This window comes from Mucilaginibacter polytrichastri (assembly GCF_001911425.1).
GTDB classification, from domain to species: Bacteria; Bacteroidota; Bacteroidia; order Sphingobacteriales; family Sphingobacteriaceae; genus Mucilaginibacter; species Mucilaginibacter polytrichastri.
Map to the genome: position 1 here is coordinate 3049309 of NZ_MPPL01000001.1, position 22177 is coordinate 3071485.

The 22177-nt window shown below is 43.3% G+C and carries 22 protein-coding genes; 6 read left to right on the plus strand and 16 right to left on the minus strand.

The genetic code is table 11. The features are described from left to right. Positions 1-5: 5 nt before the first annotated feature. On the minus strand, positions 6-392 hold the full coding sequence (locus tag RG47T_RS13000; RefSeq protein WP_074489876.1) for a DUF423 domain-containing protein: 387 nt from the start codon (positions 390-392) through the stop codon (positions 6-8). A gap of 85 nt (positions 393-477) precedes the next feature. Between RG47T_RS13000 and RG47T_RS13005 the strand changes: the two genes are divergently transcribed. Continuing rightward, entirely contained in the window at positions 478-2067 is a 1590-nt protein-coding gene (locus tag RG47T_RS13005; RefSeq protein ID WP_074489877.1) for a hypothetical protein, read from the plus strand. Here RG47T_RS13005 and tsaB read toward each other — a convergent pair whose 3' ends face one another. The 5 genes from tsaB to mscL all read right to left on the minus strand — a co-directional run bounded on the left by tsaB (position 2068) and on the right by mscL (position 4156). Continuing rightward, positions 2068-2760, minus strand: coding sequence for a tRNA (adenosine(37)-N6)-threonylcarbamoyltransferase complex dimerization subunit type 1 TsaB (gene tsaB / locus RG47T_RS13010; protein WP_074489878.1), 693 nt, complete (start codon positions 2758-2760; stop codon positions 2068-2070). It abuts the gene before it with no gap. Between the two features lie 9 nt (positions 2761-2769). After that, complete coding sequence (gene yidD / locus RG47T_RS13015; RefSeq protein ID WP_074489879.1) at positions 2770-3012, minus strand: membrane protein insertion efficiency factor YidD; 243 nt, start codon at positions 3010-3012, stop codon at positions 2770-2772. Then, the gene (locus RG47T_RS13020) at positions 2987-3391 is read right to left on the minus strand and encodes a ribonuclease P protein component (protein WP_074489880.1); all 405 of its coding nucleotides are present in this window, start codon (positions 3389-3391) and stop codon (positions 2987-2989) included. The genes yidD and RG47T_RS13020 overlap by 26 nt, the downstream gene beginning before the upstream one ends. A gap of 71 nt (positions 3392-3462) precedes the next feature. Beyond that, positions 3463-3621 carry a 50S ribosomal protein L34 gene (rpmH, locus tag RG47T_RS13025; RefSeq protein WP_074489881.1) on the minus strand — a complete coding sequence of 53 codons (159 nt, stop codon included), beginning with the start codon at positions 3619-3621 and terminating at the stop codon, positions 3463-3465. Between the two features lie 142 nt (positions 3622-3763). Continuing rightward, positions 3764-4156 carry a large-conductance mechanosensitive channel protein MscL gene (mscL, locus tag RG47T_RS13030; RefSeq protein ID WP_074489882.1) on the minus strand — a complete coding sequence of 131 codons (393 nt, stop codon included), beginning with the start codon at positions 4154-4156 and terminating at the stop codon, positions 3764-3766. Between the two features lie 168 nt (positions 4157-4324). On the opposite strand from mscL, the gene rpoN reads away from it, so the two are divergent. Further along, on the plus strand, positions 4325-5800 hold the full coding sequence (gene rpoN / locus RG47T_RS13035) for an RNA polymerase factor sigma-54 (RefSeq protein WP_074489883.1): 1476 nt from the start codon (positions 4325-4327) through the stop codon (positions 5798-5800). A 112-nt stretch (positions 5801-5912) separates the two neighbouring features. On the opposite strand, the gene RG47T_RS13040 is transcribed toward rpoN, so the two are convergent. Next, positions 5913-6359 carry a response regulator gene (locus RG47T_RS13040; RefSeq protein WP_074489884.1) on the minus strand — a complete coding sequence of 149 codons (447 nt, stop codon included), beginning with the start codon at positions 6357-6359 and terminating at the stop codon, positions 5913-5915. Between the two features lie 116 nt (positions 6360-6475). On the opposite strand from RG47T_RS13040, the gene RG47T_RS13045 reads away from it, so the two are divergent. Beyond that, positions 6476-8614 (plus strand): sensor histidine kinase, encoded by a 2139-nt coding sequence (locus RG47T_RS13045; RefSeq protein ID WP_074489885.1) that lies wholly within the window; start codon positions 6476-6478, stop codon positions 8612-8614. Positions 8615-8616: 2 nt separating this feature from the next. Here the strand turns inward: RG47T_RS13045 and RG47T_RS13050 are convergent, their stop codons facing one another. The 4 genes from RG47T_RS13050 to RG47T_RS13070 all read right to left on the minus strand — a co-directional run bounded on the left by RG47T_RS13050 (position 8617) and on the right by RG47T_RS13070 (position 13840). Next, positions 8617-9333 (minus strand): NUDIX hydrolase, encoded by a 717-nt coding sequence (locus tag RG47T_RS13050; RefSeq protein ID WP_074489886.1) that lies wholly within the window; start codon positions 9331-9333, stop codon positions 8617-8619. A gap of 598 nt (positions 9334-9931) precedes the next feature. Continuing rightward, a complete protein-coding gene (locus tag RG47T_RS13060) occupies positions 9932-10294 on the minus strand; it encodes a hypothetical protein (protein WP_074489888.1) in 363 nt (120 codons plus the stop codon). 262 nt (positions 10295-10556) lie between these two features. Next, a complete protein-coding gene (locus RG47T_RS13065; RefSeq protein WP_074489889.1) occupies positions 10557-12968 on the minus strand; it encodes a glycoside hydrolase family 3 N-terminal domain-containing protein in 2412 nt (803 codons plus the stop codon). 92 nt (positions 12969-13060) lie between these two features. Beyond that, positions 13061-13840 carry a DUF1223 domain-containing protein gene (locus RG47T_RS13070; RefSeq protein WP_074489890.1) on the minus strand — a complete coding sequence of 260 codons (780 nt, stop codon included), beginning with the start codon at positions 13838-13840 and terminating at the stop codon, positions 13061-13063. Between the two features lie 263 nt (positions 13841-14103). On the opposite strand from RG47T_RS13070, the gene RG47T_RS13075 reads away from it, so the two are divergent. Further along, on the plus strand, positions 14104-15012 hold the full coding sequence (locus RG47T_RS13075; protein WP_245770867.1) for a glycoside hydrolase family 25 protein: 909 nt from the start codon (positions 14104-14106) through the stop codon (positions 15010-15012). A 305-nt stretch (positions 15013-15317) separates the two neighbouring features. Further along, positions 15318-16754 (plus strand): aminotransferase-like domain-containing protein, encoded by a 1437-nt coding sequence (locus RG47T_RS13080; RefSeq protein ID WP_074489891.1) that lies wholly within the window; start codon positions 15318-15320, stop codon positions 16752-16754. A 15-nt stretch (positions 16755-16769) separates the two neighbouring features. Here RG47T_RS13080 and RG47T_RS13085 read toward each other — a convergent pair whose 3' ends face one another. Together RG47T_RS13085 and RG47T_RS13090 are read right to left on the minus strand one after the other, a co-directional pair. Further along, entirely contained in the window at positions 16770-17066 is a 297-nt protein-coding gene (locus RG47T_RS13085) for a pyrimidine/purine nucleoside phosphorylase (RefSeq protein WP_074493406.1), read from the minus strand. A gap of 19 nt (positions 17067-17085) precedes the next feature. Further along, positions 17086-17427, minus strand: coding sequence for a cupin domain-containing protein (locus RG47T_RS13090; RefSeq protein ID WP_074489892.1), 342 nt, complete (start codon positions 17425-17427; stop codon positions 17086-17088). 116 nt (positions 17428-17543) lie between these two features. Here RG47T_RS13090 and RG47T_RS13095 point away from each other — a divergent pair, with 116 nt between their 5' ends. Continuing rightward, positions 17544-17696 carry a helix-turn-helix domain-containing protein gene (locus RG47T_RS13095; protein WP_083627399.1) on the plus strand — a complete coding sequence of 51 codons (153 nt, stop codon included), beginning with the start codon at positions 17544-17546 and terminating at the stop codon, positions 17694-17696. 15 nt (positions 17697-17711) lie between these two features. On the opposite strand, the gene RG47T_RS13100 is transcribed toward RG47T_RS13095, so the two are convergent. The 3 genes from RG47T_RS13100 to RG47T_RS13110 form a co-directional block, all read right to left on the minus strand. Continuing rightward, positions 17712-18692, minus strand: coding sequence for a family 43 glycosylhydrolase (locus RG47T_RS13100; RefSeq protein ID WP_091690986.1), 981 nt, complete (start codon positions 18690-18692; stop codon positions 17712-17714). Positions 18693-18779: 87 nt separating this feature from the next. Then, entirely contained in the window at positions 18780-20972 is a 2193-nt protein-coding gene (locus tag RG47T_RS13105) for an outer membrane protein assembly factor BamB family protein (RefSeq protein WP_074489894.1), read from the minus strand. 29 nt (positions 20973-21001) lie between these two features. Continuing rightward, the gene (locus RG47T_RS13110; RefSeq protein ID WP_171972525.1) at positions 21002-22135 is read right to left on the minus strand and encodes a bile acid:sodium symporter family protein; all 1134 of its coding nucleotides are present in this window, start codon (positions 22133-22135) and stop codon (positions 21002-21004) included. Positions 22136-22177 lie beyond the last annotated feature (42 nt).

Genomic DNA, 22177 nt, shown 5'->3' on the forward strand with positions numbered 1-22177 from the left:
CTATATTATCTGTGTCTGACGGCTGCAACAGCCAAAGTGATCCATCCGGATATAAAAAGTAAACCGCCTACAGGCGTAACCGGGCCAAGCCAGTGTAGCCAGCTCCAGCCCAAAACATCGCGGCATGCAAGCAAGTACAACGAGCCCGAAAAAAGCACAATGCCGAGTGTAAAAAGCCAGTACCCGGTAAAAATTACATTATTTTTGAACCGCCCGAAGGTGGATAAAAACAGCAATGCGAAAACATGGTAAAAATGATACTGTACGGCGGTATGCCATACTTCCAGTTGCGATTGTGTTAAAACAGCCTTTAATGCGTGTGCGCCAAAAGCACCTGTAATTACGGCAAGCACACCTAATAATGCACCTGTTACTACTATTTGTTTGTTCATGATGGGTATTTGGCTAAATTAACCATTTGAAAGAATTACTTTATGGGCATTGCGTAAAAATCTACCTTTGCTATAACTAAATACGATGAAACACCTGATTACCACCCTGATTTTGCTTATTGCTACGGCAGTGGTAACTGTTGTTTATTTCAAAAACCTGAGTCCGCCGGGGCGCAGGCCGGTTGAAGTGATGCAGCACATCCCCGAAGATGCCTCGTTGATTGCCGAATTTAGCAACGACGAAGGCTTTTACGAAGCATTTAGCGGCAACCATTTACTAACCGCCATTGCCGGGCCTGATAAAACTACCGAACTGGATGCCCTGCGCAAATACCTTTTGAACAATACTGCACTAAAACCGTATTTTAATAATCAGCCTATCTATGTATCCATCCATCCTTCTGTTGCAAACCAGGTTGATTTTCTATTGACCACCTCTGTAGATAAGGATTTTAAAGGATCGATACTATCCCAGCTGAAAAATACTGCCGGCGACAGTGTTATTATTGAGCCGATTAAAAAGGGAGATAAGCAGTTGTACCAAATAAACATTACCGGCCTAAAGCGCCCTTTCTTTCTGGCCGAAATCGAACACCAGATCTTTACCGGCAGTTTCTCCGACGAATTGATCAGCAAGAGCATTAACTACGATTTTAAGCAGCATAAACACACCTTTTTACAGCTATCGGAGCAGCAGCACAACAATGCCATGGCCATATTGTATGTAAACTATACCCAGCTACAGCCGTTGTTTCAGCAAATGTTTGAGAACAGTAACCCGGATTTGTTCAGGGCGTTTCGTATTATACCGGCACAGGCAGCCTTGAGCTTAAACTATAAAACCGACGCGCTGATGCTTAATGGCCTTACGGAACTGGAACCTAATAAACCCATTAGCTATCTTAATTTATTTACATCGCAAAAACCAGTTGAGAATCACTTAAAGGAGATCTTCCCTTCTACCACCGCCTACAGCACCAGTTTCTCGGTATCGAACCCCGTTAAATTTATTAAAGACCTGGCCGCATGGAACAATAAAAGCGGCAGTAAAGAAAAGCAACAAGCGCTTTTTAAACAAATTAAAACAGAAACCGGCGTTAATATAGACAAGGAGTTTAACAGCGTTTTGGGTGCCGAATTTGCCGTGGTTACCACCCGGTTTGAAGAAAAGCTGGCTATTATAGAGGTAAGCAACGGCCAGCAATTATTCCCCTCTATGATGAACATCAGCAACGCGGTGAGTGATAATATCGGTCAGTTTAAATACAGCAGGATACCGTTTTACCTGCTGGGAGATGCCTTCGGTATTTTCAACAAGCCATACTTTATGATCATTAATAACTATTTGATACTGGCCAATACACCTTCAGAACTGCGGGCTTATGCGGATAGTTACAACAACCAGAAATTTTTGAACAAAACAGAATCATTCAACGATTTTGATGATATGCTCTCCGAGCGCAGTAATGTGGCCTTTTTCATTAACTTTAAAAATATGAAGCAAGTGTTTAAGCGCGACCTGAAGCCTGGTTTTAATGATGCCTTTCAGCATAATGACCCCGGTTTTAAAAACTACTATGCGGCATCGTACCAGTTAATAGCATCTGACAATAACTATTACACCAACTTTTGTATGAAGCTGGCCAAGGTTGATTCTACTAAAACAGAGCGGTAATTACTTTATAGCCTTTACGCCGGCCACAAACTCTTTCAGATAATAAGGCTCGAAATAAGCAATATTTTCAAATTCTCCGGCCTCAAATTTCTGTAAAGCAAGCTGGGTTAACTGCGCGGCCGAGTTAGAAAAATCGGGCAGGAAAGTTAGTTTACCGCGGTGTGCCAGGGCTTGGATACATTTTTCGGCACCATCACCAAATATTACTAATTGTTTTTCCGGTGCAATATCAGCGAAGCTATTGTCATCAATTATTTCGGCAGCGGTAGGTTTAATGAGTTCGCCGGTTGTGCTGTACAGGGCGGTGTAAACCTCCATACGGCGGGCATCAATCATGGGGCAAAGAATAGCCTCTGTTGCGTAAAGTGCGGAAAACTCAGCAGCGCCAGTTACCATAGCCTGCAAGGTTTCTACAGCTATTAATGGCTTATCCAGCGCAAAGCAAATACCCTTAGCTGTTGATACGCCAATGCGTAAGCCGGTATACGAGCCCGGGCCTTTACTTACAGCTACAGCGTCAATATCCTTCAATTGCTTACCTGCTGTATCACAAACATCCTGAATAAACAGGGTAATCATTTCTGCATGTATATTACGCTCGTTAACTTCTTTAACAGCCAGTAGTTGGCCGTTTTGAGCCAGGGCGATAGAGCATACAGTGGTAGCGGTTTCTATTTGAAGGATTAAACTCATGGATGTAATTTATGGTACCGGATCATGCCCGTGGCCTCCCCATGGATGGCAGCGCCCAATACGCTTCAAAGTTAACCATCCGCCTTTAAATGCACCATGTTTTTTTACGGCTTCGATACCATATTGCGAACAGGTTGGGGTATAACGGCACGATGCGCCAAGTATTGGCGATAACAGGTACTGATACAGCTTAATCAGCACGATAAAAATGTAGCCGAAAACGGTTTTAATTAATTTGCTTAGCGCTCTCATGGGGTACCAGTTCGCAAAGTTGCGCAAACATCTTTAACATTTTTTTTTCCATCAGCTGGTAAGGTTCAATCTCCTTACCAATATAACTTAACGAAAGCGTAAGCTTTATATTAGCCTGGTTTAAAATATCGTACAGATTTTGCTGTTTTTGAAGCCGGTAGGCCTCGCGCATGCGGCGGCGAATGAGATTACGATCAACGGCATGCTTGTAACGCTTTTTGGGCACAGGGAAAACTACCTGTACAGGCACAGTTTGTGCAGCATCGGCAAGGCGCCATGAAACCCTGAAAGGATAACATAAAAAAGAAGAACCCTTGGGAAAAAGCTCTTCTAAGAGCCTTTTATTACACAATCGTTCTTCTTTCCTGAAAGTATACATGTTGCTTTTTTATTGAACCGAAATAAACAAATTATAACCGGTTCAAACCCAGTTACGGAAGCAACGCTAAATTATGCTTTGTGACGTTTTTCGTCAGATACGCTTAATCTTTTTCTGCCTTTAGCTCTTCTAGCGGCTAAAATTCTTCTGCCATTAGCAGTTGACATACGCTCACGGAAACCGTGTTTATTTCTTCTTTTACGCTGAGAAGGCTGAAACGTTCTTTTCATAACTGTATTATTGTATTCGTTGCTTTAAAATTAAGAGTGCAAATTTACTGTTTAATTTCTACTTTTCAAATAGCACCCTAACATAATTATCAACATTTTGGTTTGGCTGCTAAACAATCTGCATAAAGGCCAAAATGAGTAATTAAACGCTTTTTTTAGCCAGTAAATCGCGGATCTCTGTTAATAAAACTTCTTCTTTAGTTGGTACCGGCTCTACCGTTGGTGCCACTTCTTCATTCTTCTTAAACTTGTTTATAGCCTGTATAACCAAAAACAATGCAAAAGCTATAATGAAAAATGAAATTACCTGAGATAGAAAATTACCGTACTTTATAGCAGTACCCGGCACCACCAATTGACTTAAATTAGATAAATGCGCGGCTTTTAAAGCAGGCGTTAGCACCGCTGGTGTAATAATATCTTCTACCAGTGAGCTTATTATTTTACCAAAAGCACCACCTATAACCACCGCAATGGCCAGATCCAATACGTTGCCTTTAATGGCAAATTCCTTAAATTCCTTTACAAATCCCATTGTTAAAAAGTTTATTCAATACTAATATAGAAATATCAACACAAAAAAAGCACTACGAGTTTAATTTATTGCCAAACAATTGCCCGTTATTGCGTTTACAATTCATACGTTAAACAAATACGCCTTTTATATTATAGTTAATTGATGTAATTTTGGCTTTATCTAAATATGCTTAAACAGAATCTTCAACAAAAACTTTTACAAAAACTTTCCCCTCAACAGATACAATTTATCAAGCTGTTACAGGTACCTACTGTTTCGCTGGATACCCGTATTAAAGAGGAGCTGGAAGAAAACCCCGCACTCGAAGATCTGAGCTTAACTAACCTTAACGAGCCCGAAGAACAGTACCCTGACCGCGACCCGGATGAGGATACTTATAATAGTGACGATGATAACGGTGAGTACGACGAGTTTAATATCGACGATTACCTGCAGGAAGATAATGTAAACGATTACGGATCGCGCTATGACCAGAATGGTGATGATGACGACGATCGTAAAGAGATACCCATAGCGATACAAACCTCCTTTTTTGAAAGCTTACAGGCGCAGCTCGACTTGCTGCCTGTATCTGACAAAGACTTTATGATAGGCCAGCAAATAATTGGCAGCCTGGATGATGATGGTTATCTGCGCCGCCCAATTATGTCGCTAACGGATGACCTTGCCTTTTCGCAAAATGTAATGGCCGAGGATGAAGAGGTGGAAGAAATGCTGAAAGTGATCCAGTCTTTCGACCCTCCGGGTATTGGTGCACGTACTTTACAGGAGTGTTTGCTGCTACAACTGAAACGTAAAGATGCTACCGACCCAATTATCCGTAAGGCTATACTGGTTGTGCAAAGCTACCTTGACGAGTTTACCCGCAAACACTACGATAAGCTGGAGCGCTCATTAAACATGAACTCGGAAGAGCTGCGTGCGGTTATTAACGAGATCTTAAAACTTAATCCAAAGCCGGGCGACTCGAACGCGGTAAACACCAAGCAGCTGCAGGTTATCCCGGATTTTCACATCATTAATGATGATGGCCGATTACTACTTACCCTTAACGCTAAAAATGCCCCAGACCTGCGCGTGAGCCGCTCGTACATGGATATGTTTGAGCATTACGACAAGGCATCGCAAAAAGACCGGAAGATGAAGGAAGCCGTACAGTTTGTAAAGCAAAAGCTAGATTCTGCCAAGTGGTTTATTGATGCCATTAAGCAACGCCAGCAAACTTTGCTAAAGACCATGAATGCGATTATGCAGTACCAGTACGATTTCTTTTTAACCGGAGATGAGCGGAACCTGCGCCCCATGATATTAAAAGACATTGCTGACCGGATAGGGATGGATATTTCGACCGTATCGCGCGTTGCTAACTCCAAATACGTACAAACAGAGCATGGCACCTTCCTGCTCAAATCTTTCTTCTCTGAGGCTATACAAACCGAGAGTGGCGAAGAAGTATCGAACAAAGAAGTTAAAAAGATATTGGAAGATTGCATTGGCGGCGAAGATAAACGCCACCCACTTGCAGATGAAAAACTAACCGACATATTAAAAGAGCGCGGCTACAACATAGCACGCCGTACCGTGGCCAAATACCGCGAGCAAATGAACATCCCGGTAGCAAGGTTGCGCAGGGAAGTATAGTTGGACGAAAAACGAAGAGATAAAAGATCTAAAACAAAAAGGACTTAAACGGTGATTAACTGTTTAAGTCCTTTTTGTTTAGCGGGTATTTTAAATATCCTATTGTTTTACTCTATTGAGATTTCAATAAGTTTTCGAGTTCGATATTGGCTAGTTTTAGCTTTTGTGCCAGCTCTTTGTTCTCGCGGCGCAAATGATAAATTTCGAGTGCATTTTGTATGTACATCTTCAACTCTTCATTTTGCCACGGCTTAACCAGGTATTTATAAACCTGGCCACGGTTAATAGCATCCATCACGGCATTAATATCGGCAAAGCCGGTTAATAAAATGCGGATGGTATCGGGATACACCGGTAAAATAGATTCAAGAAATTCGATGCCGGTCATCAGAGGCATCCGTTGATCGGTAATAATCACGCCGATCTCGTTATTGTCCAGGATTTTCCGCCCTTCTTTGGCAGATTGTGCGGTAAAAATCGTAAAATCGCGTCTGAATGCGGCTTTAAAGCTATTCAGATTATTGATTTCATCATCGACATATAGTACGCCGTATTGCATAAATTGTGGTTAGTTAAGGTGCAAAACTGAGTGTTTTTTTACTAAAAAAACAATAGTAAGTTAATTATTATATTGCGTGTCGAGTTTAGTCGATATATTTTCCATTATTATAATAAATGAGCCGGTTTATAGTCTTATTACTTCTTTTAATTCAATTTACTACAACCGCTTTCGCCATCGACACCCTTAAGGTTAACGAAGGCGATGCCAAATTTATTGCTAATAATTATTATACCTTACTTAACGACCCCGAAGGTACTTATAACATACAAGACGTAGCAAACAGCAAAAAGTTTCACCACAGCGATCAACCAATTCCATTCGTTGATTATTCTACCAAAGTTATCTGGTTAAAGCTGGCGTTAAAAAATAATACCACCCAGCCATTTATCCCTTTTTCTATCACCAGCAGCGTAATTGACGATTTTGACCTGTATTTCAGGTACCCCAACAGCAATAAATTTGTACATCTGCGTACCGATGCGCCGCACTATAATTTAAACCAGCTTGAGCAGAATTTAATCCACATTAATTGTATTATCTACCCAGACTCTACCCGTACCATCTTTTTACGTGTAAAGAGCAATTTAAACACCGTGATACCCATACAGGTTTACAGCGCCAATGAGTTTCTGCAAAGTGTAAGTATGCAAAATATTGCCATGGGCGGGTTTATTGGCATTATCATTATTATGGCGATATATAACCTGCTCTTATTAATTATAGTTAAAGATATCAGCTACCTGTATTATGTATCCTACATTATATTTTTAGGCTTAAATCAAATATTGCTTAAGGGCTATGGCACTAATTTTATCAGCGGCAATAAATCTGTTATTAATGATATCGTTATACCGTTAACCCGTATATTTTTCGGTTATTCTATTCTCATGTTCGTTTATGAGTTTTTACACATCAGGCGCAATGGCAAAGCGCTTAACTTATTTTTTTTGTTACTTTTTTTATTGTACACCTCTCCCCTGCTGGCAATTGTAATTGGCAACACCCATTTGGCCTATAACCTTATCAGCATAAGCGCTTTAACTATATCCGTATCGCTCATCATTATCGGTACTACATTATATTTAGAGGGCTTTAAACCAGCCAAATTTTTCATGTTCGGGTGGACGTTCTTTTTCCTGTCCATCATATCTTCCGTAGCCCGTAACCAGGGGCTTATCCAATACAATACCTTTACCGGCAACATCATCCTGTATGGATCGGCGCTCGAACTTATCTTGTTTTCTGTAGCGCTGGCAGATAAAATTAATTTTTACAGGCGACAAAAAAATGAATCGCAGATGGCCTCCCTCGCCATAGCGCTTGAAAACGAAAGGCTGATCACCGAGCAAAACCTCATTCTCGAAAACATGGTTAATGCCCGTACCCGCGAATTGATTGCAAGCAACCTGAACCTCTCAAAAAGTATAGAAAACCAGCAAGCGGCACAAAGGCAACTGGTTGATACCGAAAAAATGGCTTCGCTGGGGCAGTTAACTGCAGGTATTGCGCACGAAATAAACAACCCTATCAACTTTGTAAGCTCTAACGTAAACCCTTTACGCCTGGATTTTATAGAAGTGTTTAACCTGATTGATAAATACATTGCCCTCGAAAACGAACCGCATAATGAAGAGCTGCGCAAGCTCGTTATTAACTACCGCAACCAGATAGATATTAAATATATACAGCAAGAAATATTAACCTTACTGGAAGGCATTGAAGAAGGCGCTAACCGTACCACAGAAATTGTTGACAGCCTGCGTACCTTTAGCCGTACCGATGAGCAAAGCCTTAGAATGGCTGATATTAATAAGGCCGTACTTAATACCCTGGTTATTTTACGCAGCACAACACCTGCCTACATTGCCATTACCCCTGTACTTAATAAACTCCCACTTATTAATTGCTACCCGGGTAAAATTGGCCAGGTGCTCATTAATTTAATTACCAATGCTATACAGGCTATAAAAAGCAAAAGCATTCATTATCATGAAAGCATCTCGATAACCACTAACGACCACGTGGATTACATTAGCGTGGAGGTAAGTGACACCGGGCCCGGCATACCAGATGGGGTAAAACAACGTATGTACGAACCTTTTTTTACCACCAAAGATGTTGGCGAAGGTACCGGCCTTGGCTTATCTATCGTGTTTGGGATCATAGAAAAGCACAAGGGTACGATCGATGTATTATCTGACGCCGAAAGTGGAACCAGCTTTTTAATCAAACTGCCAAAAAATCTTGTTTAGGGTTACAGGTTATCTGTAAGTAACTTATCGGGGTTGGGTACAAAGTTGAGGAATGATTCGAAGTTTTCCAGGTATTCTGTTTGGTTAAGTTTATAATAAAATGCCCCCTTTTTTGATGATTGCTTGTCTTTTTCGGGCAGTTTAACCAATAAGCCGGTAGATAGTACCTTACGGCTAAAATTACGATCATCAAACTTAGCCTGGAAAATACCCTCATAAAGCGATTGCAACTGCGGTATGGTAAAACGCTCTGGCAGCAGGTGAAATAGGATAGGATGCAACGCAGCTTTATAACGCAACTGTTTTTTAGCCATACGTACCATTTCTGTATGGTCAAATATCAGGTCGGGCATTTCTGTCAGCAAAAACCACTCAGCATGAAACTCATCATTCAATTGTTTCTCGTACTTGTTAATATCGATCAGCGCGAAGTAGGCAATAGATAGAGTCCGCTCTACAGGGTCGCGGCTTGGGTCGCCAAACACATTTAATTGTTCCAGGTAAACATTTTTAAGCCCGGTACGGTATTCCAGTACCCGGTTAGCGGCTTCGTTGGGTGTTTCGTCGGGCTGGATAAAGCCGCCCATGAGGCTATACTTATTTTTATGAGGTTCTATAGACCGTTTTACCAGTAACAGTTTTATGCTGCTGCCATCAAAACCAAATACAATACAATCAACAGCTACTAATATTCTTTTCTGCCCGGTATATCTCTGCATGCGTTAAATTTACAATTGGTTTTGCAAGTCTATCAATAAATACGAATTATAAAAATACATTTCGACACTTCTCATAAATGATTTAAAATGAAGTAATGTGTATAACATCAGGTAAAATATGGGCAATACCATACAATAACCTTATTAGGGCAACAAATAAGCATGAAACTTGTGGAAAATTACTAAATGCTTACTTTACATCGGCAGCAGCTGCCGGCTTATGTTCAAAGCTCTCTACAACCCTGTTTTTTACCGGGGTTCTTTTTATCGGCATAAAGGTAAACCACAGATTGGCCTTTAATTACATAACCGTGCTGCCATACCTCTTTTAAGCTGCTATCCTTAACCGTCCTAACCAGCCATAAGCATAGCGCGATCGCTTCAATTCTTTAAACCAGCAACCTACGGTATCTGCTTTAATACCACCTTTTGCAGGCGCGGTTGCTTCAGAAACACAATATTCAGTAAACTATACACACATGCCTCGCATATTATGGAAAATCCCCGATAACTTACTTGCCCTTACACGGGCAAATTAAGTTATCAGGGATTAATATACCGTTAAAACTATGGAGATTTTAACGGTCAAAAAAGCGTTTTAGTCTACTGTTAAAACACCGTCGATATTTGATAGTGTTTTACCGGATGCCAAATGCGTAATATCCAAAGTTGAATATTGCCAGCTTTGATCTTTTTTCTGGCATTGTGCCGATAAGATAACGACTTCGCCGGTTGAGGTAATAGCATAGCTGCCACCAGGTACATAACCTTTGGGCGCTGCGCTACCTGGTTGGTTTACCAGGTAACCGTCAAGGTTTTCTACGTTAGCTTGTGAAAGCGTGGTAAGATCTAACTCGGCAGGAATGCTGGTTTGATTTCTTTTTTTTGATTGGCAAAACAAGGTGCTTTTAATACCTTTTGAAGTTTTAGCATAACTTCCGCCTGGGATAAATGTTGACATGATAAATTTGGTTTTTAGTTTGGTTTTCTCTGCTTTTTAAGGATGTCTGAGTTTTCCTATCTGCCCGAAATTAAGTTGCTTAACCCGTTGTTTCGAACTGACAATACAAAGTTGCACCAAACCAAAAGCCGATTAAAGCGTAAAAATACCGATACTCAACTATGCGTATTTATACTTTATCCCTGGCGTATGATCACCATCAATCATTTCAGCAGTTGATATAAAACCATAGCGGGAGACATTTTGTGGCCTCCCCTTATGATTACTGTTCAATTACAAACTCCTGTTTTAGCTTAATATCTTCAGACGAGCTGCCAATCATTACTTCGAAAGCGCCGGGTTCAACCGTCCAGTTCATGTTTTTATCCAGTAAAGCCAAATCGTCGGGGTGTAAGGTAAAGTTTACCGTTTTTGTTTCGCCGGGGGCCAGTTTAACCCGCTCAAAGCCACGCAGATCAAACTCATAAGTAGTTACACTGCTTACCTTGTCCTTTAAGTAAAGCTGCACCACATCGTCGCCTTTTACTTTGCCTGTGTTGGTAACCTGTACCGATACCTGTATATCTGCCTGGCTATTGGCCATACTCGGCGTTACCTGCAAATTACTATACGCAAACGTAGTATAACTTAAACCATAACCAAAGGGATACAGCGCACCGTTAACACTGGTTTTACCATAACCGTTTGGCCCAGATGTAGGCTGATCTGCCTGCGAAGCAGGTTTAAAAGGAAAATTCAACTCGATCTGCCCCACAGTTTTGGGGAAAGTAATGGGCAGCTTACCACCGGGGTTGTTATCGCCAAAAAGCGTCTCTGCAATTACCTTACCGCTCTCGGGGCCGGGGAACCAGGCTTCCAAAATGGCAGGCACATACCTGTTTTCCCAATTGATGGTTAACGGTTGCCCGTTTATCATTACCATAATAACCGGCTTGCCAGTGGCTTGTAAGGCCTGGATTAATTTGAGCTGGCGGCCCGGTAAGCCAAGCCCGGTACGCGATAAACTTTCGCCCACACGCTTGGCATCCTCGCCTACCACGGCTATAATTACATCTACATTTTTAGCCTGATTAACGGCATTATTAATTTCTATCTGCTCTTTATCAGTCAGCGGCGTTTCAATCAATTCGCTCTCGGGCCAGGTAGCGTCAATAATATCGCAGCCTTTGGCACCCACTACCAGGCCTTTATCACCAACATAATCTTGTATGCCCTTTAATACGCTGGTTACCGGGTTGTGCGAAGGGCCGTAACGACTGATGGCGTAATTGGTTTCCTCAGCCAGCGGGCCGGTTACCAGTATCCGCTTGGTTTTATTCAAATCGAGGGGCAGTAAATTATTTTCGTTTTTCAGCAACACCATGCTCTCCCGGTTCAGCTCTAAACCCATTGCTGTTGATGCTGCTGTATGCACAATTTTATCGGCAGCTTTAGGGTCGGCTACATACGGGTTATCAAACAAGCCCAGCTTAAACTTAACCCGCAGCACATCGCCCACTCGCGAGTCGATGGTTTTCATAGAAAGTTTGCCTTCTTTAATCAACTCGCGCAGCGGCATAATATAGGTTTGCGGCATGGTAAAATTGGTGCGCACATTAAGCCCTGCTTCTACCACCTGCCGTACGGCTTCCTTATAATCTTCGGCTACGTGGTGCTTGCTGTATAAAAACTCGGCGGCTTCACTATCAGAAACCACATACCCATTGAAGCCAAATTTTTCGCGAAGCAACTCTGTCAAAAAATAATGGCTGCCGGTTATGGGCACGCCGTCCCAATCGTTATAACTGCTCATTACACCCAAGGGGTGCGCTTCCTGAATTACCCTGCGGAAAGGATAAAGGTAGATCTGGTACATCTCGCGCGGTGCCACATGCGGGTCTGTACGGGCATTGCCATCGCGGCCGCCTTTGGGAACGCTGTAAACGGCAAAATGCTTTAATGTGGCAGCCACACCTTCTTCCTGGATACCCAATACCATTTGCTTACCCATTTCGGCAATATGAAACGGGTCTTCGCCATAGCATTCCACTACACGGCCCCAGCGCTGGTCGCGGGCGGGATCGAGGATGGGTGCGTAAATATTAGTATAACCCAGTGCTTTAGCCTCACGACCTACGGTTTGCCCGGCCTGCCTCACTAGGTTTTTATCCCAGGTGCTGCCTATACCAATTGGTGCAGGCAGGGAGGTAGCACGATCATGATTTAAGCCGTGGATACCTTCGTTAGTAAAATCGACCGGGATACCAATGCGCGTTTGTTCTACAAACCAATGCTGTATGGTATTAATAGCTTCGGCATGTTTGCTGTAAGGGAATGAGTATTGCGATTGTGCGTTATCGGTGTATGATGTAAGGCTGTTCAGTTCTTCATCAATATTGGCTATGCCATCTTTCCAAACTTCGTTCTTCCAGTTGGGTACCGGCATTTCGTCTTTTAAAACCCTTTTATACCCATACAGGGTAGCCATCTGGCAGGTTTTTTCTTCTACCGTCATTTGCGACAGCAGGTCGGTTACACGTTTATCTATGGGTTGCTGCGGATCTTCAAATACATCCTTTTTACCGTTCTTGTTAAAGTCGATCCACCCCTTATGGTAAATGTCTTTACTTTGGGCTGATGCACCTTGAACGGCACAAATAGCAAGCAGCAATAGCAGGTTGTTTTTCTTTCTCATTGGTTAGGCTTACAGGCAGAATTGCAGCTGCAAGTAAATCAATTTATTAAAAACAAGCAATTAAGATGGTGTATCTATTTTGATAGATACGCTTATTGGCCTTTACGTACGGTAATTACCTGGTGCGAACCGATAACCACCGTATTACCTGCAATAACTTCGCCGGTGCTTTTACTTTGAATATAGGTAATGATACGGAACGGGATGCCATACAGATCTGGCGGAATGGTAAGTTGTGTGCCGCCGTTCAACTTTGCGTTAACGGTTTTAAAATTACGTACTACATTAACATGGCTCATGGTTGTGCCCCGGTTTTCGCCACCTGTTACGCGGTCTGTTGCGTGCTCTTGTACAATGGCTACATTAACAAGGTCATCATCAGATACCGAGTGCAGCTGGTAATTAACCGTAAGCTGATTGCCGGATATAGCCGCCGCAATGCTGATTACGTTAGATGTAAATACTTTTAAAGATGCTTTGATGAGGGTACGCAGGTTATCTGTTTCAGACCCGATCATCTCTTTTTTGCCATTAAAAACGGCTTGTGGGGTGTAAGCGTCGGTGTGCAATATTTTGTTGTAATAGCGCTGGCGTTCGGTATAGGCGCGGTCGCTATATTGGTCTTTCCAGCCTTTGTTATCCCAGTAATCAACATGGAAACTCAGCAGATAAACAGGTTTGCCGGCAAATTCTTTACTTAAACGAATGAGCGTTTGGTCGGCAGGCGGGCAACTGGCATTCCCTTCGGAGGTAAAAAGTTCTACAATACCAAAACCCATTATTAAAAACTGCCGCTTATCCGGATATGTTTTAAAGGAAGTGAGCAGTAAAATGCATAACAGGCTTAAACCTGCAACCTTTATTTTGGCCATAAACAAATATACTTTTTAAGCATGGCTATCTAATTAAAAAATCAGCAAAAAACATGCTTTAAAATAGTTTTTTGATAAATAAAGCAACTTAGCCCTATTATAAATATCTCCTGTTAACAGGCCATTGTAATTCATTCATCCACAGAAAAGCTATTGACAGAAGTAAAAACAAATGTGTTTGTGTATTAACAGATTTAGAATTTTTTTAATGCATTTCTTAAAATCCGTCTCCGGGTTAAGCGCAATTGAGCTAAATTTGCACCGTGACCACAGCCCCAAAAAAACCTGCTATTCCTGCTGCCAAAACTCCTGTTGCCAGAAAAAAGCCGGTAGCTAAGCGGCCTGCCAAACCCAAAGCTGTGCCTCAAAAGGCAGAAAGAAAGCGCTCTGGTTACCTGGCCATTGTGATAGCCGTACTAATGCTGATCTTATTTTCACCGTTTTACTATAAATATGTGGTTGGCGCTTTTACCGCGACCTGGCACTGGATCAATGATATTGGCGAAGACACCAATTACCGCAATTATAAGAGTTTCAATATACACGTGGCCGAAAAATATACCATACATGGCATCGATGTATCTTATGCCCAGGGAAAAATTGACTGGCCGAAGGTAAAAGCCATGGATGAGAATGGGCTGCACATTAGCTTTGCCTTTATTAAGGCAACCGACGGACAAAACTTTATAGACCCCTCCTTTCAGCGCAATTGGCGCGAGGCTGCCAAAACGGGTATTATCTGCGGTGCCTATCATTTTTTCAGGCCCGAGCATAATGGGAAGGTGCAGGCAAAATGGTTTTTAAAAACTGCTAAACTAGAGCGAAGCGATATGCCGCTTGTGGTTGATATTGAAAAGCTGGATGGCGTATCGCCTGCCCAGATGCGCATTGAACTGGATGCTTGCCTGTCTTACCTCAAATACCGCAGCCCGGTGAAACCGATGATCTATTCTGGCCTTAGCTTTTACACCGATTACCTGAAAGGCTACTTTGATGAATACCCGCTATGGATTGCCCACTACGATAAACCCGAAGACCAGGTTAACCAGGCTGCCAAATGGCAGTTTTGGCAACACTCCAGCAAGGCAACCGTAAATGGCATTAAACACGCGGTAGATTTTGACACCTTTAAAGGCGACAGCATCGCCTTCAGGCAGGTGCTGATCCAATAGTCCGCTATTTATTCACTTCCCTGGGAGGGTTAGGGAGGGGTTTGCAAAAGCAATCTGGACGACTGTACTAACACCCCCCCTCCCTGCCCCAAACACCTCCCAAACGCCCCCATCCCGAGCTACCGTGTACCCACAATTATGCTCAGCCTAAATTCTACCCCTTATTAAAGTTTTTGCAACATGCACAGACAGTATTTTTCCACTTAAAAGGGGGAAACAATGGCATTGTTAATACTACTAACTTTTAAGAATAACAACAGATGCAAATTTTGTTTATTGAACTATAACAGATTACCTTTACCGGCATGAAGGAACCTGCGTATATAAGCCTGGCTAATAAAATTGCCCGGATGATTGAGAGCGGCATTTATAAAGCCGAAGACAAGCTCCCCTCGCTACGCAATTTACATAAAGAGCACGGCCTGAGCATTGGCACTGTACTACAGGCTTTTAATTACCTGATTGATAAAGGGCTGGTTATTTCGCAGGAAAAATCCGGCTATTTTGTAAACCATCGCTCGGGTAAAATATTACCGGTACCGCAACCTTTGCCTGTTTCATTTTCGGAAAGGACGGTACACATCGACCAGTTGTTGCAGAACCTGAGACGAGACGGTATAGGCCGGGGCTTCGTATCTTTTGCCAATGCCATGCCCGATAACCGGCTGTTGCCCTTTAACAGTATTAAACGCGCGATACAGAATACATCACGGGATATTAGCGGCAGTTATTTAAAGCTGGAACAGCGTAAAGGCAACCAGCAATTACGCGAAGAAATAGCCAAACGCTCTTTCTTTTGGAAAGGCGCTATCCACGCCGACGAATTAATTATTACCAACGGCTGTATGGAAGCCATAATTTGCTGCCTTAAAACGGTAACCAAACCGGGCGATACCGTATTGGTGCAAGACCCATGTTACTATGGCATTATGCAGGCCCTGGAATGCCTGGATTTAAAGGTTGTAACCATCCCCTCCCACCCGGAAACCGGCATTGAACTAGCCGATTTAAAAGATGCCTGCAAAAAGTTGAACATTAAAGCCTGTTTACTGGTAAGCAACTTTAACAATCCCGATGGTGCCAGTTTAAGCACCGAACAGAAAAAGCAGGTTGCTGCCTTTGCCAACGAGCAGAAAATGCCCGTTATTGAAGATGACCTGTACGGCGAACTGTTTTTTAATGGCAGCCGGCCAGATACCATTAAGGCATATGACGAGCATGGCTGGGTAATGTACTGCAACTCTTTCACCAAAACGCTGGTGCCCGGCTTTAGGATTGGCTGGTGCGCACCGGGGCGATTTGTGCATCAGGTGGCGCGGGTTAAATCCATGCATAACGGCTCAACCTCCAACTTTAGTCAGCAGGTGGTGCAGCAGCTATTGGAGTCGGGTACTTACGACCGCCATTTACAAAAGTTCAGGCTGGAGCTGCATAAAAACCTGGTGCGGACCACCGCCTTAATTGAGCAGCATTTTCCGGAAGGCACCAAGATCAGCCGCCCTATTGGCGGCATGGTGATCTGGGTTGAATTGCCCGAGGTTTTAAACACCGTAAAATTGCAGGACGAAGCTTACAGCAAAGATGTAAACTATGCCCCCGGCGAGCTATTTTCGGCTAATGGCGATTACCCAAATTACCTGCGCATCAGCTATACCAACTTGTGGGAGCCTAAAATTGAGAAGGCTTTGATTAAACTCGGGCAGCTCTTCAGCACTGTTTGCGAGCGTAGTTTGGTGGTATAATGCCAGTGCAAACCTTTATTCATAATAGCAAATGTAGGCCAGGTCGGTATCGCATACAATTTGAAACTTGATGTTGGCCTCCAGAAGGATCACATCATCAGCTGTATATCTGGTATAATTAACATTGTCGACACTTATAGTGGCCTCACCTGCTACAATAGTGATCTTCTCTGGTGTAGAAGTACCAAATTCATAAGCCCCTTTTTTCATCACACCCAAGGTTGCTTTGCCGTATTCGGTGTCCAACCCAAGGCTTTGTACTTTGCCTTCAAAATAAGTATTGTGCGCTACGGCTTCTGTTGAATTGCTCATTGATTTATATTTTTGATTGTTAGCCAATATTTTCCCGGTCGCCATGTGCTTTAGGTTCCGAGATAACAATAATACTGAGATCTTCCGAATTTTGGTTACTGATACTGTGCTTTGTCAAAGCCGGGATATGAATACTTTCGCCTGCATTAACCACAACAGCCTCACCTGCTATATTAAACGTTGCCTGCCCCTGCAAAATGTAAAATACCTGCCGGGCTTTATAGTGAAAGTGGTACAGCTCGGCAGTTCCGGGCGGCATGCGCTCCTGGATCACACTCAGCGTATCCGACTTAAGCAGGTGCCAGCCGTCGCATTGGTTGCCCCATACATAATGTTCTGCGTTTGCTATCGAATTAACCATGCGGTAATATTCAGCAAAATTATGAGCCGGGTAAATATACAGATCATGAATATTTCGCTATAACAGAAATGCCTCATTTGTACATCCAACTGTACAATTGAGGCATTTCAATTTAATTGAAGTACGATATATCTATACCGCTAACCGAAGTAATTTACCGGTTGGGCATGCAAACACAATCGTACTTTACTAAGGCCTTTAAAAAGGAATACGGCAAAACGCCAACCCAGTTTATACAAGACCTGATGGCAGCCAAAGCCGAATTATAAAACCATTTGCCGCTGTTAATGGGCAAATGGTTTTACGCCGGCTGATGGCTTGATCTTCAAAATATTTCCTTTGGTATCAAAATTAAGGCTATCCAGGCATAGTTCGCGCAACACATATTCTTTGTCTTGCGGGTGTATGCGGTGGTACAAAATATAGTACTGCCCGTTCTCCGTAAAAACAGTATGATGGCCGGGGCCTGTGGTTTTATGGCTTAGATCTGTTGAAAGGATGGGATCGTCTTTGCCTTCCATCCAGGGGCCGAACGGGGTTTTGCCAATAGCATATCTTATTTGATAAGTGGAATCAATAGCTTTACCGTAAGAGTACATTAAATAATACAGGCCTTTTCGCTTAACCATGTGCGGGGCCTCGAAGTAATGCGGAGGTGTAATTTCTACCGGCGTGCCATCAAATGTAACCATGTCTTTTTTTAGCTTAACCGCCATGCAATGCCCGTTTACCCAATTAAAGCCAGACCCCCAGTATAAATAAGCCTGGCCATCGGTATCAATAAAACAATCTGCATCAATATTGTGCACACCCGGGTATGCATTACCTGCAATTAAAGGTGTATTATCGGCTTTCGCGTTTTTCCAGGGGCCAAGCGGTTTATCGCTCACGCCTGCCCATATTTCGCTGCCAACAGCTACATACATGTAATACTTGCCGTCAGTAGCTTTCCTTATGCTAGGCGCCCATACCATTGAGTTGTTTGACGTAGGGCTGGTGCATGCCGCTTTAGTTGGCCAGTTAATATGTTCTGTTTTAAAGCTGATGAAGTCTTTGGTGGTTAGTACGCCCAACTCTTTACCGCCCCAGGGGTCAATGGTGGCATAGATGTAAAAAATGCCTTTATCTTTAATAATGGTAGGGTCGGCAAAGTATCCGGGTACAATAGGGTTTGTAATAACCGCTTTTTGAGCAGATGCCGATTGAAAGCAATGAACTAGCAACAGCGCTACGATTAATTTTTGCAGGTTTTTTTTAAGCGTCATAAGTGCCTCAATATATCGCTTATTCATCATTTATACGATGTCTTTTTTTATCCCTCCGGATAAACTGAATTACAGGCTTAGGTAAAATCATGGCAGCGCAAATGCCACAAATGAACCGCCCGGTTTTAAATGGTAGCGTGTACCGCCGCATGCTATTACTACATACTGTTTACCATCAATGGCATAAGTAATTGGTGTGGCAAAGCCCCCTGCGGGCAACTTGTATTTCCATAGTACCTTGCCGTTATCTTTATCAAACGCCCTTATCATTTCATCTTCTGTGGCGGCTATAAATACCAAACCGCCTGCGGTAACAACCATGCCGCCGTGGTTTTCGGTTCCTGTTGGTTTGATGCCTTTTGCTGTAAGCTTTTCATATTCGCCCAAGGGCACCTTCCATACATAGTCGCCGGTATTAAGGTCTATGGCATTTAGCGTGCCCCATGGTGGTTTAGTGGCCGGGTAACCGCTTGGCGCGCGAAACTGTAAAAAGCCATTGCTCACATAAGGTGATTCGTACGGAAACTTAACGGCTTCGCCCGGTTTATTTGCAACAACCTTTGCATTCGCTTTTGGTTCGGGAATATTGTGCGGGGCATCGGTACCAATCTTGTTCTTTTCGTTATTGGTGAGGAAGGCAATGATATTGTAGCGTTCCATATAAGATAGATGCTTAAAGGATGGCATCCGCCCATTACCTGTTGTAATGATGCCAATAATTTTCTCTTTAGGCATCTTTTTGCCGATATCAACCAGGCTTGGGTAATCCTGCCCGCCTTTGCGGTCGGCACCGTGGCAAACGGCGCAGTTTTGCATAAACAAGGCTTTGCCTTTAGATGAAGTTTCCCTGTTAAAGGCTTCCAGTTCCATCAGTTTTAAATCCCAGGGCATGTTGTTACCGTTAACATACATAATACCTTTAGGGTCTGTGGCTTCGCCGCCCCACTCTGCTCCGCCACCAATGCCAAATACAATAGTGCCATCCTTACTTGGTGGCATAAATTTACTTGTGCCTCGCGAAGTGGTTAAAAAACGATCTAATGCAAACTGGTGGTCTTCGGGTGTCAGGTCGGTCAGGTCTTTTTCGGTGATGTATTGGGTAGAGAATGGCGCAGGTTTAATCGGGGAAGGCTGCGTTGGCCATGGCTGCTCTCCTTTTAAAGCCGGGCTGGTGGGCACAGCATTTTCCACAACCGGGAACAGCGGCTTGCCGCTATCGCGGTCGAGCACGTAAATTAACCCGTCTTTGCCGGCCACTGCTACGGCATCTACCATCTTACCATTGTGCTTAACAGTAAGCAGGTTTGGCGGCGCGGGGATATCGCGGTCCCAAAGATCGTGGTGTATGGTTTGGAAATGCCATTTACGTTTACCGGTTTCGGCATCTAACGCCAAAACACAATTGGCAAACAGGTTGGTACCATGGCGCACTGCGCCATAGTAATCAACAGAGGGCGAGCCTGTACCCAGGTACACCGTACCCCGTTTTTCATCCAGCGTTAAACCCGACCAGTTATTGGCACCGCCCATATATTTATAAGCGCCCGGTGGCCAGGTATCGTAACCATATTCGCCGGGTAAGGGTATGGTATGGAAAACCCATTTTAGTTTCCCGGTAACTACATCAAAAGCGCGGATTGGTCCCGGTGCTGCGTCGCCGCTTTCGGTGGCCATGGTGCTCATGATGTAGGTGTTTTTATAAACGATGCCGGGTGTTGTACCGGTTACAAATTGCTTATGTACATCGTGATCCAGGCCATCGCCCAGGCCGGTATAAATATCCAGTTTGCCATGATCGGCAAAGCTGTCAATCGGTTTACCTGTTGAGGCATTTAAGGCATAAACATAATTGCCTGCGGCATACAAGATCCGCTTGTCGTTCCCGTTTTCCCAATAAGTAACTCCACGGCTGGGATGGTAAACCGGCTCTATATTTTTATACGGGTCGATACGCCAAAGCTCTTTCCCGGTACTGGCTTCAACAGCAAAAGCCTTTAACCGGGGCGATGTGCCATACATAATGCCATGCACCACAATGGGCTGGCATTGCAGGTTGATGGGCCTTTTGGTCGTATCCTTATTGTCGCCGGTTTCGTAACTCCAGGCAATCTTTAAATCTTTAACATTATCCTTATTGATCTGACTAAGCGGTGAGTAACGGCTACCGAAATTATCTCCTCCATACTTCGGCCAATCGGTATCGGCAACTTGTCTATATCCATTACTACAACTATAACAAAATGCTACAATTAGTATAAATGTTAAAATACGAAGTTTCATGTAAGTGGTTTTCTAATACAAGATAGACATTAAATCACCACTTCGGGCTGATGGTCGATAGCCGGATTCTGATTATCACCGTTCGACATGGGAGGTTTGCGGTGCCACCACGATGCCAGGATTGAACCCGTTACATTCATCAGCGGGCCAAATACAGCCGGCGCAAGGCCAACGGTTGCCATCTTACCCATCTCTTTAGCCAAACCGGATGCCAGCCCGCCATTTTGCATACCAACCTCAATGGCTATGGTACGGCAATCGCGCTCACTCATTTTAAACAGCCTGCCCGACCAATAGCCCAGGAAGTAACCCGCCAGATTATGGATCAATACCAACAAGATCAACAACGGCCCGATCGACAATAAGCTATCGCGCCCTGCTGCCGTTATAATGACGATGATAAACGCGATACCAAACATAGATACAAGCGGCATAGCCTTATCCAGCCAGGTTGCTTTACCAGTCAGGAATTTATTAAATACCAAACCTGCGGTAATTGGTAAAATCACCATTTTAATAATATCCCACATCATGCTTAAAACATCGATATGGACAAATGCGCCTGCAAAGAATTTCATTAAAAGCGGTGTCATTAATGGGGCCAGTAAGGTTGATACGGCTGTAATGGTAATAGAAAGCGCCAGGTTAGCCTTAGCCAGGTAAGAAATTACATTAGATGCCATGCCATTAGGCGAGCAACCTATGAGAATAATACCGGCAGCAATCTCTGGCGGGAAACCACTTGCGCTTGCCAGTGTAAAACCTATTAAAGGCATAATTAAAAAGTGGCTGAACACACCGATGAAAACCCCTTTCGGCATTTTAACCACGCCCACAAAATCATGAAAGCTCATGGATGTACCCATACCAAACATAATGATCTGGATGAGCGGCGTTATTAGTTTAGAGAATTTAAAGCCGCCTGCCTCTACAAAGTATTGCGGGTAATATAAGGCTGTAGTTACGGCCGCAAAAATTGTAATGGTGTAAACAAAGCCTTTCAACAATTCGTACCCACGGAAGCCAAGTGCAAGGATCACAAAAAAGGCGATGAGCAGCGGGCCTGCTTTGGCGCCATTGCCACTGATGGCCATGCCTAAACCACCTATTAAACACACTATGGCTACCCCTATGGCTATTTTATATATCGTAATACTTTTCATTTCATCAATTTATGATTGGCTATATGGTTTTGCTATTGGCTT

What these genes read in the sequence shown, in the direction of transcription:
- rpmH (WP_074489881.1), bottom strand. Translation starts at nt 3,621, where the DNA reads ATGAAAAGAACGTTTCAGCCTTCTCAGCGTAAAAGAAGAAATAAACAC.
- RG47T_RS13105 (WP_074489894.1), bottom strand. Translation starts at nt 20,972, where the DNA reads ATGAAACTTCGTATTTTAACATTTATACTAATTGTAGCATTTTGTTAT.
- RG47T_RS13050 (WP_074489886.1), bottom strand. Translation starts at nt 9,333, where the DNA reads ATGCAGAGATATACCGGGCAGAAAAGAATATTAGTAGCTGTTGATTGT.
- RG47T_RS13100 (WP_091690986.1), bottom strand. Translation starts at nt 18,692, where the DNA reads ATGACGCTTAAAAAAAACCTGCAAAAATTAATCGTAGCGCTGTTGCTA.
- RG47T_RS13020 (WP_074489880.1), bottom strand. Translation starts at nt 3,391, where the DNA reads ATGTATACTTTCAGGAAAGAAGAACGATTGTGTAATAAAAGGCTCTTA.
- yidD (WP_074489879.1), bottom strand. Translation starts at nt 3,012, where the DNA reads ATGAGAGCGCTAAGCAAATTAATTAAAACCGTTTTCGGCTACATTTTT.
- RG47T_RS13080 (WP_074489891.1), top strand. Translation starts at nt 15,318, where the DNA reads ATGAAGGAACCTGCGTATATAAGCCTGGCTAATAAAATTGCCCGGATG.
- rpoN (WP_074489883.1), top strand. Translation starts at nt 4,325, where the DNA reads ATGCTTAAACAGAATCTTCAACAAAAACTTTTACAAAAACTTTCCCCT.
- RG47T_RS13085 (WP_074493406.1), bottom strand. Translation starts at nt 17,066, where the DNA reads ATGAGCAATTCAACAGAAGCCGTAGCGCACAATACTTATTTTGAAGGC.
- RG47T_RS13045 (WP_074489885.1), top strand. Translation starts at nt 6,476, where the DNA reads ATGAGCCGGTTTATAGTCTTATTACTTCTTTTAATTCAATTTACTACA.
- RG47T_RS13060 (WP_074489888.1), bottom strand. Translation starts at nt 10,294, where the DNA reads ATGTCAACATTTATCCCAGGCGGAAGTTATGCTAAAACTTCAAAAGGT.
- RG47T_RS13065 (WP_074489889.1), bottom strand. Translation starts at nt 12,968, where the DNA reads ATGAGAAAGAAAAACAACCTGCTATTGCTGCTTGCTATTTGTGCCGTT.
- RG47T_RS13005 (WP_074489877.1), top strand. Translation starts at nt 478, where the DNA reads ATGAAACACCTGATTACCACCCTGATTTTGCTTATTGCTACGGCAGTG.
- mscL (WP_074489882.1), bottom strand. Translation starts at nt 4,156, where the DNA reads ATGGGATTTGTAAAGGAATTTAAGGAATTTGCCATTAAAGGCAACGTA.
- RG47T_RS13040 (WP_074489884.1), bottom strand. Translation starts at nt 6,359, where the DNA reads ATGCAATACGGCGTACTATATGTCGATGATGAAATCAATAATCTGAAT.
- RG47T_RS13070 (WP_074489890.1), bottom strand. Translation starts at nt 13,840, where the DNA reads ATGGCCAAAATAAAGGTTGCAGGTTTAAGCCTGTTATGCATTTTACTG.
- RG47T_RS13110 (WP_171972525.1), bottom strand. Translation starts at nt 22,135, where the DNA reads ATGAAAAGTATTACGATATATAAAATAGCCATAGGGGTAGCCATAGTG.
- RG47T_RS13090 (WP_074489892.1), bottom strand. Translation starts at nt 17,427, where the DNA reads ATGGTTAATTCGATAGCAAACGCAGAACATTATGTATGGGGCAACCAA.
- tsaB (WP_074489878.1), bottom strand. Translation starts at nt 2,760, where the DNA reads ATGAGTTTAATCCTTCAAATAGAAACCGCTACCACTGTATGCTCTATC.
- RG47T_RS13000 (WP_074489876.1), bottom strand. Translation starts at nt 392, where the DNA reads ATGAACAAACAAATAGTAGTAACAGGTGCATTATTAGGTGTGCTTGCC.